Source organism: Nocardioides marmoribigeumensis (assembly GCF_031458325.1).
GTDB classification, from domain to species: domain Bacteria; phylum Actinomycetota; class Actinomycetes; order Propionibacteriales; family Nocardioidaceae; genus Marmoricola_A; species Marmoricola_A marmoribigeumensis.
This window is the reverse complement of sequence record NZ_JAVDYG010000001.1, coordinates 3,045,331-3,059,444: the sequence shown is the minus strand read 5'-3', so window position 1 is coordinate 3,059,444 and position 14,114 is coordinate 3,045,331. Positions and strand designations below refer to the sequence as shown.

The window sequence follows — 14,114 nt, the reverse complement described above, 5'->3', positions numbered from 1 at the left end:
CCTTTTGCGCCGGCAAGCCCAGCGCACATCTCCCGTCGGGCATCGATCCATCCTGATTCCGCCACCCCGAGAGTGCCGAGCGCTCCAGTTGCGTGCGATGGAATCGCGAAAATGTTGACAACAGCGTGCGCATCGAAGCCAAGGATGGATCTGGCGAGCTCGACGCGGCGCAGCGTGCGTTGACCATCTGTCACCGGAGGATTACTCAATACAGCAACCAGCGTCCTACGACCTGAGCCACTCGTTCCCATCAGAACGGCGCCGTTCCCTTAGACCAGGTTCTTGCCCAGTCGCCACGGACGCCGGTGGCCTCGAAGTCGCCAAGGTCTGTGGTGGCGAACGGGTCACTGAGGTAGCGGACCTCGTCGTACTGCGCCCCGCGCTGATCGACCCGAACGAGCGCGAGTCGGTAGCGCGGTACGGCATTTTTGCCGGTCATGACTTCGTTATGCGTCACGAAGAAGTCCTTCGCGCCCTCAATGCGCGCTTTGACCTCGATCCGATAGGTGTCGCCGTTCGCGTCGGCCGACAGGATGTCGAAGCCCTTGTTATTGAAGGCCTGCTCGACTGGCTTGCGCCCGAGTTCCCGCTCACGGGCAAGGACAAGATCGACGCCGCGACGCTCGACTGCCTTGGTCTCCTTCGCGTGGATCGGCGCAGTCGCCGGGATCGCGCCTTCTATCATCCCGATGGGCAGTACCAGTGCCGCGGTGGCGATGTGCGGCGGCTTCGTCGACATCAACTGCTGCTGATCGAGGAGCGCGAGGCGCTTGCGGAGTCGCGAGTCGAGTTCGACAGCCTTGCGGTTCAGGCTGTCTGAGGACTCCTTCGGCTTCTCACCCTTCTGCTCCCTCTCCGAAGCAATGGCGGCGTCGAGCAGGAGTCGTTCACTCTCGGCGCTCAGGCGCTTGGTGACGAGGTCGCGTGCCTTGGTCAGCTCGTTAAGGCGGCGCGGCTGGACCTCGGCGAGGTACTCGGGAAGCTGGTTGGCGATGATCCAGCTCGTCGCCCTGTCCTCGGCGTCGCCGAGCCAGCCCAGTCGCCTCGCGGCGTCCGTTGCCGGACCCGCTGGTGCCGCGACGCAATCCAGGTACGGCGCAGGCCCGGCGGGGCTAACTGTGCCGAAGCTGTCGACGAAGGCGTACCCGAAGCGTCTGGCCACGGACTCGCCGGTCGCGTCGGCGACCTCCTCGACAACGCCGACAAGGAGCTGCGGTTCCTCCAGCGTGGACGAGACGAGGATCGTGCCCTGGTTGAGTGCCCCGCCGAAGTTGCGGATGGCCTCGGTCATGACCGCGTCGTGAAGAGGATGACCGGGTGCAAGGAGGTCGGCCCGCGCGAGGTCATCGGGCTGGACGTGGCTGAGGTCGAAGGTGACCCGATCGTACTTGGTGGCGATCGGTCCCGTGCCGCCGGACCGAATGTGCTGAGGCACGTTGGCAATCTCGTAGCGGCCCTGCTCACGCTTGGCGATACGTCCGCCGAGCTTGGTGAACGCTGCCTTGAAGGCGAGCTCGATGTAGTGCGGCTGAAGGCGACGTGCCCGGGCCTCGTCCATCGCGGCGCGGAGGGCCTGCAGGTCGGCGTCGGCGAGGTGGTCCGAAGCGAGGGCGCGCTCGTCCAGCAGGTCCTTGAGCCCGTCGCCTACGGAGGCATCGATGACCTCGTGCATCTTGGCCTTCACGTCCGCGCGGTCGCCGTACTGGATGGCCTCCAGTAGGAGGTTGCGCAACGGGGTGTCGGTGAAGGCTTCTCCGAGCACGTCGAAGACCTTGCCGCCGTAGGTCTTGCGCATCTGGTCGAGCTTCTCGAGCAGGCGGGTGAAGACCTCGCCCTCGCGCGTGTTGGAGGCGACGAGGTTCCAGAGGCGGCAGACCTCTTCCTGGCCGATGCGGTGGACGCGGCCGAAGCGCTGCTCGATCCGGTTGGGGTTCCACGGGAGGTCGTAGTTGACCATCAGGTGAGCGGCCTGGAGGTTCAGACCTTCGCCGGCCGCGTCGGTGGCCAGCAGGATCTGGCAGTTGCGATTCTTGGTGAACTCCTCGGTGATCTGCCGTCGTTCGGCCCGACGAACTCCACCGTGAATGGCGCGAACCGCGTCCGGCTTGCCGAGCAGGGAGCCGATCTTGCCCTGGAGGTAGTCGAGGGTGTCGCGGTGTTCGGTGAAGATGATGAACTTCCGCGGCCAGCCGTTGGCGTCGGTGACGAGGGCGTTGTCCTGGAGGATGGTGGACAGTTCGGTCCACTTGCGGTCCGTGCCGGCCTCGCGTACGAGACGCGCTGTCTTAACGAGCTCGCCGAGCTCGATGAGCTCGGCGTTGAGCTCCTCAACTGTCTGAGCAGCCGTCGCAGCGTCGAGCAGTTCCTCCTCGGCTGCCTCGATCTCTTCGGCATTAAACTCGTCGTCGTCGATCTCGCTCAGGTCGATGTCGGGCTCGACCTCGCGATAGGTGCCGTTGAGGATCTCCTGCTTCTTGCGCTCCAACCGTTCGGCGCGTCGCACCAGGCTCTTGTAGATCGCCTCGGGGCTGGAGGCGAGGCGTCGCTGGAGGACGGTGAGGGCGAAGCCGACTGTGTTCTTGCGCTTGCCGCCGATGCGCTCGGCGCGGTTCATCCCCTCGCGGACGTAGTGGGTTACGTCCTCGTAGAGGTCGTACTCCAGGGCCGTGAGCTCGTACGGGACCGTTTCGGCGATGCGCTCGGGGAACAGCTTCTTGCCCTCGAACGTCAGGAGGTCTTCCTTGACCATGCGGCGCATGATGCCGCTGACGTCAGCGCTCTTCTTCTGCTTTCCCTCGAAACGGTCGCGGTCGAGCAGAGTGAGGAAGAGCTGAAAGTCTTCCTCCTTGCCGGAGTGCGGCGTGGCGGTCATCAGGAGCAAGTGACGGGTGATCTGACCGAGCAGCTCGCCGAGCAGGAAGCGCTTAGTCTTTCGGAGCTCGCCGCCGAAGTAGTGCGCCCCCATGCGGTGGGCCTCGTCGACGATGATGAGGTCCCACTCGGTCTCCTTGAGCTGCGCCTGGAGCTGCTCGTTGCGGGAGAGCTGATCCATCCGCGCGATCAGCAGCGGGTTGGTCTCGAAGACGTTGAAGTTGACCTGGGCGTCGATCAGCTGGTTCGTGAGCAGGTCGAACCGGAGACCGAACTTGAAGAACAGCTCGTCCTGCCACTGCTCGACAAGTCCACCGGGCGCGATGATGAGGCACTGCTTCACGTCGTCACGAAGCAACAGCTCCTTGATGTAAAGGCCGGCCATGATGGTCTTGCCGGCACCGGGGTCGTCGGCAAGCAGAAACCGGAGCGGAGTGCGAGGTAACAACTCGCCGTATACCGCCCGAATCTGGTGCGGCAGCGGCTGCACATCGCTCGTCGCCACTGCGAGCATCGGGTCAAAGAGACCGGCCAGCGTGATCCGCTGAGCCTCGGCCACGAGTTTGAAGTCGCTTGCGGAGGCGTCGAAGGCTCGGCTGCCGGTCTGGGCAATGCTGAGCTTCTCCTCGTCCTTGCGAAAGACGACCTGCTGACCCAGCCCACCGGCAGAGTTCTTGTACGTAAGTTCCACGGCGTCGGAGCCATGCCACTGCGCAGCGACCACCGTGATGACCTCAGCCGGGATGAGGCCGTCGATCCGCAGACCCGCCTTGAGCTGTTCTAACTGCACGAGCAACCTCCCTGGACGGCAGTTCGAGAACGCTACCGACAGGGTCCGACCCTTCCATGGTCTGCTGCGCCTGTCAGCCCGGACTCACTACTCTGCTGCTCGTCCAGCGACTCGGGGAGCCATGGAAACTGCGGAATACCCACATCTCCAGACCGCCATCGACCACGTGCGGTCGTGGCGGCGGCGCAGCCTGGCCCTGACCAACCAGCAGCAACGAGTCGAAGGCGATGCTCATGATGCCGCTCAAACTCTGAGAGACCGGCTGGCGGCCCAGGCTGTCGGCGGCGGAGTGGCCTGGCGGACTCTGGCCCTCTCAGACTCCGACTTGCGACTCCTGACCGCGCTGGCACGCCGGCAGACCGCGCCGGCATGGAGCCCCACCGTGCGCCAGGGCGTCCACCAGCTGGCGGGCGGGGCCCAGCAGGCCTTGCACGACGTGAAGGCCCTCGGCGGCCTCAGGCGCCGCTTCGCGAGTGCGCAGCGCCGAGAGCAGGGGCGCCAGGCTGCTTCCTATCTGGTGAATCTTCATCACTGGCTGGGGCACCCCGAGGTTGAGGCCGAGCTCACTCGGGTCGAGACCTGGCACGCGGGCAGCACGCCGACCGTCCCGCTCGAGAGCGCCCTCGATGGGGGCGTCGGGCTGCGGAAGCTGGTGGGGGCAGCGGCAGAGCTCCTGCCCCAGATCCGCCTTGCCGGCCCGCTGGCAGCCCTCGACGAGATCGACCGCGCGCTGCGGCGTGAGACCGAGGTGAGGCGGGCGGCGAAGGCGGCGGGCGACGTCGTACGGCAGGCGGACGCTCGCAGGCTGATCAGCGAGATGCCCGTTGACCGACTGAAGGAGACGACCAAGGGGCAGCTGCGCCTGGGAGCACTCACGACAGCGGGGATCACTACCGTCCAGCAAGTCCTCGACCAAGGTCCGCGCATCCTGACCTTGCCCGGAGTCGGAGACACCACGGGAAACCGGATGCTGGGGGCTGCACGCACGCTCTGGCAGACGGTCCTCGACGACCTGCCGGTGCGGCTCGACCTCAAGAACCGCTCGCGGGAGGCGACCGCGCTACTGCGAGCGCTGCAGGACTGGGACCGCGTCCGCTCGATCCGCGGAGCCAGCGACGACCTGGAGACCGTGTCGACCGTCCGGCCCCTTCTCCGTGGCCTCCCGCGCGAGACGCGACAGTTGATCGTGGTTCCCGAGACCCGGAGCGTTCCGCAACTACGCGCGGCTCTGGCCACCGTTGAGCGGCTGGCCGCCGGCGGCGAGCGCTCAGCTGGACCCGCGAAAGATCCCTGGGATGACTTCCTCGCCCGGCCGGCCGACTTCTATGCGCTTCTCGCCGAGCTTGGCTTCCTCGTCGAGGACGAAGCCAAGGTGCAAGGAGACCTGCCGGCTGAGATCGTCGACGCGATTCGCCGGCTCAAGCTCGACACCTCCCAGCTCAAAGCTTCGCTGCGCGGCTACCAATCCTTCGCTGCTCGGTTCGCGCTCGTTCAACGCAAGGTGATCATCGGGGACGAGATGGGGCTCGGAAAGACTGTCGAAGCTCTCGCCGTAATGGCCCACCTGCGAGCAAAGGGCGACCATCACCACCTCGTCGTCTGCCCGGCCGCCGTCGTGACGAACTGGGTGCGTGAAATCCAGGCCAAGTCGAAGCTGCGCGCACATCGTTTGCACGGTCCCGGGCGAGACCAGGCCCTCGCATCATGGTCCAGGCACGGTGGCGTCGCTGTCACGACGTACGACACCCTCGGCTGGCTCGAGGGCCGCCTTCCCTCCGGCTTCACAGTCGCCTGCCTCACCTTCGACGAGGCGCACTACATCAAGAACCCAGACGCTCAGCGGAGCCGGCGTTCGGCAGGTCTCATCCGACAGGCCAGCCGGACCATCTTGCTCACCGGAACTCCCCTAGAGAATCGAATCGACGAGTTCCGCAACCTGGTGGGCTACCTCCGTCCAGACCTGTCCGTGACTGCCACTGAGTTCGCGCCACGTCAGTTCCGCAAGCAAGTGGCTCCCGCGTACCTGCGGCGCAATCAGGAGGATGTGCTGACTGAGCTGCCTCCGCTCGTCGAGGTCACCGAGTGGCTGCCGCTCTCCGCCCAGGACCGGTGTCATTATCGAACGGCGGTATTGGCCGGGAACTTCATGCAAATGCGGCAAGCGGCTCTTAGAGGCGGTGCCGAGTCCGAGAAGCTGCGCCGGCTTATTGAGATCGTGCAGGAGGCCGAAGACAACGGCCGCAAGGTGCTGGTCTTCTCGTACTTCAAAGACGTACTCGACATCGTCTCTGCTGCGATGCCCGGCCGCGTCATCGGACCCCTACATGGCGGCGTGCCCCCAGCCAAGCGACAGCAAATGGTCGACGATTTCTCGACAGCCCAGCGTGGAGCGGTCTTGGTCGCGCAGATTGTCGCCGGTGGTGTGGGGCTGAACGTGCAGGCGGCCTCGGTCGTCGTGATCTGCGAACCTCAGCTCAAGCCGACCATGGAGTGGCAAGCGATCGCCCGGGCACACCGCATGGGACAGCTGGACTCAGTCCAGGTGCACCGGCTGCTGTCTGAAGAAGGAGTCGATCAGCGAATCACCGAGATCCTGGCGCGCAAGAAGGAGCTCTTCGAGGACTTCGCCCGTGAGTCTGAGACAGCTGGAAGCGCGCCGGAGGCGCTGGACATCACGGACGCCGAGGTCGCACGTGAGGTTGTAGCGGCGGAACGCGAGCGGCTATTAGGAACCGACACCTATTGACCCCCGGCGCCTCCGGCTGTCACCTCACGGGTGAGGCAGGTGACTACAGCAGGTCTGACAAGTCCTCCTGTTGCTCACGCTCCGCCGCCTCCAGCCTCGGAGACGCGTACTCGATCATCATCACCATTGCGTCGGACAACCAGGAGGCACCGAGATATACGGTCGCTAGCTGGTCGGGCAAGTTGGCGCAGGTGTGGTCCCAGACATAGGAATAGACACGCTCGTTCTGCCGCATGCTCATCTCCCAGTCGCGAGGCTCGTCCCAAATCGAATCCGCGTAGAGAAAGTCCTTCTGCGACCCAAACCCATAACGCCGTCGCACCTGCCCGGCCACCTCGTCGACCTTGGACCGGATTTGATAGCCGTAAGCGTCGTCATCGAACTCTCGGGAGATCCCCTTAACCCACACCACCTCACCACGCTTGTCGATCTGAACGAGGTAGGTCGCGAACGCCGGGTGCGGACGGGGCGGATCGACCAGAAGAATGCCGCGGCCCCAGTCTGCCTCGACCTTCAACAGCGCAGCATTTGAGAAAATCTCGATGCCGAATGGTGCTACTTCTGTCATGACCTGCCTGTCTCCCGCCGAGTCGGTTCCTCTAGATTCTGCCCGCGATGTTAACGATGCGCGGACCGTTTCAACAGGTCGGTGCTGACCCAAAACTCGATTGACCCACGCCCGGAGGTACCTCATAGCGGCGTGCCGCGGCCCCGCTTTCTGTTGCTCCGGTGGAACGAGTCCCGGCTCATCTTCGAGACGTACGAGGCCCCGTGGATCTGGGTGTAGGTCTCCATCTGGTCGACCTCCTCGAGCTGGGCCCGGATGTCGGGCACCGCGTCCTGCGGTGCGACCTCGAGCGCCTCCGCCAGCCGCGACTTGGTCTCGCCCAGCAGACGAGTGCCGGCGACGACGTCACCCCGCTCGAACGCTTCGGAGGCCTGCTTCTTCGCGTCTTGAGCCTCCTGAAAGAGGACCTCAGACGTGACCGTCGGTGAGGCGACGCGACCGGCCGCCTCGTCGCCCGGGACGACGTTAACCGTGATCGGGATCGTGTGGACGTGCTCGACCAGCCTGGCCACCTCGACGTAGGCGACCTCGAGGGTCGCCACCTGAGCGAGACCGAGGGCGGTCCTCGCAGGCACCATGAGCTTGAACAGGACCTTGCGGGCCTCGTCGGCATAAAGGTCGCCGAGCTCGATCGTCAGCACTCCCGGTGCCAGGAGCTCGGCGGGGAGGTCGTTGTAGAGGCGGACGAGCTCGACGGACGGACCCATGTGCACGGTCAGGGACACTGCCTGGACGACCTTGTCGAGCAGGCCGTCGACCTCGCCCGCGATGGCGGCCCCGGCCCCGTCCGGGTCGGCGGCGAAGACGTGGTTGCCCGAGCCGGCCCTGGCGATCGTCGAGAGCAGCGTCTCGTCATACCCCTCGCCGTAGCCGAGGGTCGAGGTGACGAGGCCGTCGGCATACGCCCTGGCGGTGATGGTCGCGAACTCGTCGGGGTCCTTGACCCCGGAGTTGACATGACCGTCGGAGACGACGAGCACAGTGCCACCGGCACCCGCGACTCGCCTGAGCTCGCGCAGCCCGCGGAGGTAGCCCGCTGACAAGTCGGTCATCCCTCCCGGCAGCACCGACTGGATCCGTGCGATGACGGCGTCCTTGTCGGTGAGCGGGCCCGCCGGCACAACGACCTGGGCGTGGTCGTCGAAGGCGACCAGGCCGAAGTTGTCGGTCGGCTCGAGGCGGCGTACGAGCGCGACGAGCGCCTTCTTCGCGCCCTCCAGCGGCCCGCCGGCCATGGAGCCGGAGCGGTCGAGCACGACCTCCAGCGAGGCTCGCGGCCGCGTCGCGTCGATGGGCGCGGACGGAGCCTGCAGCTCCAGGAGCAGCGCGACCTCGTCCTCAGCCTCGTGGGCGACGAGGTCGACGTCGAGCAGCGTGTTGATCTTCATGGGGGTCCCCCTTGTGGTCGTGCGGTTGACCTGGTGTGGTCGGTGACGGAAGGGTGCGGGAGGGGTCCGACACAAGGGTCTAAGAGATGTCGAGGCTCGCTTCGCTCGCACCTCAACCAACGATCGGGGGCTGGTTGCATTGGCGGCACCGGGGCGCGACGCGCTCAAGGCGATGACCCGGCTCGTGCGGATCATGGCCGTGCTCGAGGACGCGGGGAGCGTGGGCGTGCGACGCGACCGGCTCTTCGAGGTCGCGGAGTACGGCGACGCCGACCCGGGCACGCAGCTCGGCAAGGACCTCAAGCACTTGCGCGACCAGGGCTGGCAGATCGACAACATCGCGGGCGCCGGTGAGGCCGCGCGCTACCGCATGGTGTCGGGCGACAACCGCCTCCGCCTTCGGCTGACGCCGGCACAGCTCGACGCGCTCCACCGAGCGGTCATCCTCTCCGAGCGTGCGGACCTCGCGAAGCGACTGGGAGTGAAGGCGAGCAGCCTGCCGGCGGACGTCGACTCCGAGGTGATCCCGCAGTCCACCGAGCTGTCGCTCTGCCTCACGGCGGTCACGACGCGGGCGCTGGTGAGGTTCTCCTACAAAGGGACGCCGCGAGTGGTGCACCCGGGAGCGGTGCGGTTCAAGAACAACCAGTGGTACCTCACGGGCCAGGAGGACGGGAGCGACGTCTTCAAGCACTTCGCCGTCGCGCGCATGAGTGCGGTGACGCTCGACCTGCCCGACACGGCGCAGCCGGTCGACACTCCCCCGCTCGCGCTGCACCCGCTGCGCTGGGACATCGACCCACCCCTCGAGGTGACGCTGCGGACGTCCCCCGAGCTCACGCCCGACGTCGAGCGCTGGCTGCTCCCACCCGCCAAGGAGGAGGAGCACGACGGCGTCGTCGACCTGACCTACACCGTCACCCACCGGGCGGCCTTCCGGGCACGGATCTACATGCTCGGGAGGCGGGTGGAGATCGTCGACCCGCCGGAGTTCCGCGACGAGGTCCTGGACGAGCTGCGCGACCTGGTCGGTGCCTGATGGCCGCCCCCAAGTTCGTCCAGCGCATCGCGCGTCTGCCCCAGGTCCTCACGCTGCTCGCCGGGTACCCCGATGGTCTCCCGCTGCACACGGTCGCTGAGCAGCTCGGCGTCGATGTCGAGACGCTTCGCGAGGACCTGGTCACGTACGTCGGGCTCGACTCGTGGGGGTGGGACTACGACCTCTTCAAAAGGCCCGCGATCGAGTTCGTGCAGCCCGAGACCGACGACGGCGGCACCGAGTCCGAGCGGAGCGAGGCGACCGTCGTACGCCTGGTGAGCGAGGGGCGTCAGGACCTGCTCGGCGCCGACTACCTCAGCGCCGGTGACCTCGCCGTCCTCTACACCGCGGGCATGGCCCTGCTCGAGTCCGACCCGTCGGACAATGACCTCGAGGGTGCGCTCGAGCTGATCGCGGAGACCATGTACGGCGCGCCGACGACCCAGCCTGAGGTCGGCCCGTGGAACAAGTTCGTCGCCGCGCTACGCCAGGCCGAGGAGCAGCACCGGCGGGTGCGCATCGTCTACTCCCGCTCCTGGCGGGAAGGCGTCAGCGAGCGAGTCATCGAACCGCTCCGGCTCGTCCAGACGCGTCGCGGGTGGGAGGTCGACGCCGGACCGGTGGAGTACAACGGCACGCTGCGCACCTTCCTGCTCTCCAACATCCGATCCGTCGAGGTGCTCGACGAGACCTTCGAGGAACCACCGGGTGCCGCGCGACTGCTGGAGAAGCAGCGCAAGACGAAGAAGGTGCGCGTCGACCTCGCTCAGGACGCCCGCTGGGCGGTCTCGCTCTATGCCGAACGGCATCACGTCGTCGAGGAGGACCCCGACCGGTTTGACGCCGAGCTCGAGCTGCTCGAGCCGGTGACCCAGCGGCTGGCACTGCTCATGCTGGCGAGCGGGTCCCGGTCACGGGTCCCGGCGGAGTACGTCGGCGGAGCCAGCGCCGTCATCAACGACCTGATCGCTCATCACGCCTCCCATCTGTCCGCACAGCCGAACTGAGGTCCCACGAATGCCCAGCAGGAAAGTGCTCGACCAGCACATCGCCGTCTTCGGAGAGAGCGGCAGCGGCAAGACCGTCATGCTCTCCAGCTTTTACGGGTCTGCCCAGGAGCCACGCAACATCAAGAAGAGCGCGTTCCACCTTGTCGCCGAAAGTGGCGGACAGGGCACCCATCTCCACCAGAACTACCTCGGCATGAAAAACTCAGCGACCGTCCCCGCGGCCAACAAGTTCAAGGCCACGACCTACTGCTTCCTGCTGAAGTTCAAGGGCGAGCAGGCGACAGGGCCACTAGCGGGCCGGAGCTACGACGCGATGCGCCTGGCCTGGCACGACTACCCGGGCGAGTGGTTCGAGCATGACGTCAGCGGGCCTGAGGAGGAGCAACGGCGGGTCGCGACCTTTCGGGACCTCCTCAGCTCACACGTAGCCCTGATCCTGGTCGACGGCCAGAAGCTCCTCGACAATGTCGGGGAGGAGGAGCGCTACCTGAAGTCGCTGCTCGGCAACTTCCGCAACAGCCTGATCCGGTTGAAGGACGACCTGCTCGTGGACGGCGAGCCGCTCGCAGTGTTCCCACGTATCTGGGTGGTGGCTCTGTCCAAGTCCGACTTGCTGCCCGACCTGGATGTGCACGCGTTCAAGGAGCTGGTCATCGAGAAGGTCGGTGACGAGCTAGTCGACCTGCGCAGCGTGCTGGGCGGGCTGGTCGAGTCTGACGGTGCGCTGTCCGTCGGTGAGGACTTCGTCATCATGTCGTCAGCGAAGTTCAGTCCAGGCGCCATCGAGGTCGATCGCCGCGTGGGCGTCGACCTGGTCCTCCCGATGGCGGCGATCCTGCCCTTCGAGCGCCACGTCAGGTGGGTGCAGGCCGGCAGGGTGTCGCGCAAGGTGGCGATCGAGCTGGTCAGCGGAGCGGAGATCGTGGCCGCCGCCCTCGGGAGCATCACCGGCCTCGCCGCCATCCTCGCGGGCCGAAGGGGGAAGGTCGCCACCGTAGTCAGCCTCGCGTTGACCCGACTGCTGCCTCGGGTGGAGAAGGCGTTGAAATCCGCCGGCAGCCGGCTCGAGGACCTCGATACCGCCGCAGCGTCCACGCAGGAGAACCTCTCGGGGACCCTGGCGGGCTTCCGTGCGGACCTGCAAACGGCAGAGGAAGAAGCGGTCCTCGTCAAGAGCGTCGGATGAAGTTGATCTGGGCTACTCGCGGCCGGACATGGGGCTTCCGCTTCCTCCGTGACGGAGGCTTCGCGGATCCGCTGCCCGTGTACGACAACGCGTTTGCCGGCGCACCCACCGTCGACCGTGTCTGCTACCGAACTGGTACGACGGTCGCAATTCGCTTTCCCGACCCGCTCGGGCGAACAGACTCGGCTGGCCGGACGATCCCGCACGAGTTCGTCATCTTCCCGCCGCAAACCGCGATCGTTACGAGCATTGACGATGCGATGGTTCAGATCTGGCCCACCGTTGAGGCAGAGTTCGCTGCAATCTGGGATTCCTCCGGCGGCCTGTAACAACCAACGCCGGGCAGACCGACCCGAAGCTGGTCCTCGACACGGCGCGGAGCCGCGCTCGGCGCTGTCTCGGGCTCAGCGACCTGAGCGGGCGCCGAACCGTGCAAGCGAGTCAGCCAGTCCCTTCCACTCCGGGCCAGCCCCAGAGGCGCGGTTGTAGACCTCACGGGCAGCCGCTGCAAGGTCACGGTCGGCATCCGAGAGACCGCTGAAGCGCTCGTCGAGCAGCCACGAGGCATCGCTCGACGCATGAGCAGCCACAGCGTCAAGGAAGACCTCGAGAGTGCGAGACCGCTGCTGGACGTCGTCGCCTGCCATTGAGACCCAGAAGAGCTGGTCGCGCCAGAGCTCGCGCCTGACCTCGTCGTCCTCAACGTCCAGCACCGTACCGACCGTGCCGGCAAGATCGTGGCTGCGGCGGAAGTGGTCGACCTCGTAGGCGAGACGGATGACGTTGTCGTCGGTGAGTGACGCGCCAACGAAAAGCACGTGCCGGGTCATCAGCAGGGTCTGCAGCAGGGCTCCCGCGGGCCGCGTCTGTGCATCGAAGCTGACGAACTGCTGTCGGGTCAGGACGATGCTTGCCGGCTTCTGCACGTCCCCGTGCAACTTGAGGATCCACTGCTTGCCGGCGTCCGGGTGCTCCCAGGGAAGGACGGTTGCCACGTTGCCGGGCCCGCGCTGCATCAGCACTGCCGCCTCGTACAGGCGGTCGTAGTTGGTCGTGACCGCCTCCGCACAGCCGAGGGACGCCAGTAAGGCGTGGCCGAGCGCGGGTGTTCGAACCGTCTCCACGATGGAGCAGACGTCCATCCCGAGATTCTCGACATGGTTATGGAGGTACTGGGCTTGGTCGAGACCGCTGAGCTTCTGGAACTTGCCAGAGGTGTCGACGCGGTGGCGCTCCGCGAGCTGAGCGAGCAGTCCGCCCCAAGTCGGTAGTCCAGCGGGAATGCTCACTCCCGCGCCCATGAACAGGGCCAGTCCGCCGCTTCTAGCGATTTCTCCGAGCCGCTCGGCCTCCCGAATCTGGTTCTCGGGTAGCGCCCAGCTCGACGCCTGGCGACGAAGGTGCTGAGCCGCGGCGTACACCGACGAATCTGGCGTCACCAGCGCGATGTCGAGGTCCAGCTCGCGAGCCGCTTCGGTCAGCGCCGGCAGCAGTCGCCGTACGACGTCGCCCCGTTCTTGCCCGAGGCCGCCTCCTTCGATCCCGATGACAGGAAACGCCACGAGCGCCTTGGTGCGGTTGCGCGACGGAGTGGGACGTGTAGCGGCGATGTCGCGCAGCGCGCCGACGGATCGGTCGACGAGGGCGTCGGCACCGTGGCTCGACCTGCCACCGACATTGACGAACCAGATGTCGTCCCGCCCCTTGGCGCGAGCGAATCCGGCAGCGGGCCAGCCATCAGGTCGCCACTGCTCGGTGTTCGTGCTGAGGATGGGGTGCCAGTAAGGCCTGAAGCTGAACTTCGTGCTGGTCGGGAGCACAGCCACGTCGTGGGTCAGGTTCTCGATTCGTCCATGAACGACGAAGACGTGACCTGCGGCCGTCATACCGCTGCTGGATGCCATGCAGCCATCATGTCCATGGCACGCGTCAGCTATCCAACAGCTGCACTGAAGGTGGCCGACTGCTCCGACCAGCGCGACAGTAAGCCCTGGATCGGGTCAGCGACTTCCTGTCAGCACTGCCTCCAGCATGGCTGCGGTCGACCCATCGATCTGCCGTGTGCTGCGGAACGTCTGCGGATCGATCTGGCCTTTCTTGTTGCGTGCTGGAGGAGCCGTGCTGCCGTCTCTGTTGATGAACCTCATCTGCGAAAGCTGCCGACTCGTCAGCGTCGCTGCCATTGTCGCTTCCTGCACCGACTCGGCCTGTGCGATGACGTGCCAAGGGGCTGACCACAGGTCCTTGCGCTTGAGAATCTGCTCGGCCACCGGCCCGGAGACGACGCAATCCACTCTCAGAGACGTCACCACATGCAAAGTCCCCGCTACGTAGCTGATGACGTAGACGGTGTCGTCCGTAGATAGACCGGCGTCGCCGAACTGGCTTGATGCAACGTGGTCAACGGGTCCGCCCTCGGCGTCGCTGGCTGTGGGTCCGGACCAGTACGTCACCCAGGTCGTCATCACACCAGTGTGCCCCAGAAGCGACCGGTCGTTGCGGCAATCAGCGACGTG

Annotated in this window: 10 protein-coding genes; 5 read left to right on the top strand and 5 right to left on the bottom strand. The window is 66.1% G+C overall.

Translation table 11 applies throughout. The annotated features are described in order from the left end of the window. Positions 1 to 250 precede the first annotated feature (250 nt). Complete coding sequence (locus J2S63_RS14665; protein WP_310303683.1) at positions 251 to 3,661, bottom strand: helicase-related protein; 3,411 nt, start codon at positions 3,659 to 3,661, stop codon at positions 251 to 253. Positions 3,662 to 3,782: 121 nt separating this feature from the next. On the opposite strand from J2S63_RS14665, the gene J2S63_RS14660 reads away from it, so the two are divergent. Further along, a complete protein-coding gene (locus J2S63_RS14660; protein ID WP_310303682.1) occupies positions 3,783 to 6,407 on the top strand; it encodes a DEAD/DEAH box helicase in 2,625 nt (874 codons plus the stop codon). 43 nt (positions 6,408 to 6,450) lie between these two features. Here the strand turns inward: J2S63_RS14660 and J2S63_RS14655 are convergent, their stop codons facing one another. Both J2S63_RS14655 and J2S63_RS14650 read right to left on the bottom strand, forming a co-directional pair. Beyond that, positions 6,451 to 6,975 carry a hypothetical protein gene (locus tag J2S63_RS14655; protein ID WP_310303680.1) on the bottom strand — a complete coding sequence of 175 codons (525 nt, stop codon included), beginning with the start codon at positions 6,973 to 6,975 and terminating at the stop codon, positions 6,451 to 6,453. 122 nt (positions 6,976 to 7,097) lie between these two features. After that, the gene (locus J2S63_RS14650) at positions 7,098 to 8,363 is read right to left on the bottom strand and encodes a vWA domain-containing protein (RefSeq protein ID WP_310303678.1); all 1,266 of its coding nucleotides are present in this window, start codon (positions 8,361 to 8,363) and stop codon (positions 7,098 to 7,100) included. A gap of 139 nt (positions 8,364 to 8,502) precedes the next feature. Here J2S63_RS14650 and J2S63_RS14645 point away from each other — a divergent pair, with 139 nt between their 5' ends. Genes J2S63_RS14645 through J2S63_RS14630 form a run of 4 tightly spaced genes read left to right on the top strand, consistent with a single transcriptional unit; the run spans position 8,503 to position 11,927 of the window. Next, positions 8,503 to 9,402 (top strand): helix-turn-helix transcriptional regulator, encoded by a 900-nt coding sequence (locus J2S63_RS14645; protein ID WP_310303677.1) that lies wholly within the window; start codon positions 8,503 to 8,505, stop codon positions 9,400 to 9,402. After that, on the top strand, positions 9,402 to 10,409 hold the full coding sequence (locus J2S63_RS14640; RefSeq protein ID WP_310303675.1) for a helix-turn-helix transcriptional regulator: 1,008 nt from the start codon (positions 9,402 to 9,404) through the stop codon (positions 10,407 to 10,409). Before J2S63_RS14645 ends, J2S63_RS14640 begins: the two co-directional genes overlap by 1 nt. A gap of 25 nt (positions 10,410 to 10,434) precedes the next feature. Further along, the gene (locus J2S63_RS14635; RefSeq protein ID WP_310303673.1) at positions 10,435 to 11,598 is read left to right on the top strand and encodes a hypothetical protein; all 1,164 of its coding nucleotides are present in this window, start codon (positions 10,435 to 10,437) and stop codon (positions 11,596 to 11,598) included. Continuing rightward, the gene (locus J2S63_RS14630; RefSeq protein ID WP_310303672.1) at positions 11,595 to 11,927 is read left to right on the top strand and encodes a hypothetical protein; all 333 of its coding nucleotides are present in this window, start codon (positions 11,595 to 11,597) and stop codon (positions 11,925 to 11,927) included. Before J2S63_RS14635 ends, J2S63_RS14630 begins: the two co-directional genes overlap by 4 nt. A gap of 75 nt (positions 11,928 to 12,002) precedes the next feature. On the opposite strand, the gene J2S63_RS14625 is transcribed toward J2S63_RS14630, so the two are convergent. Both J2S63_RS14625 and J2S63_RS14620 read right to left on the bottom strand, forming a co-directional pair. Further along, the gene (locus J2S63_RS14625) at positions 12,003 to 13,502 is read right to left on the bottom strand and encodes an SIR2 family protein (protein WP_310303669.1); all 1,500 of its coding nucleotides are present in this window, start codon (positions 13,500 to 13,502) and stop codon (positions 12,003 to 12,005) included. 96 nt (positions 13,503 to 13,598) lie between these two features. Then, positions 13,599 to 14,063 (bottom strand): hypothetical protein, encoded by a 465-nt coding sequence (locus J2S63_RS14620; RefSeq protein ID WP_310303667.1) that lies wholly within the window; start codon positions 14,061 to 14,063, stop codon positions 13,599 to 13,601. Positions 14,064 to 14,114: the final 51 nt, after the last annotated feature.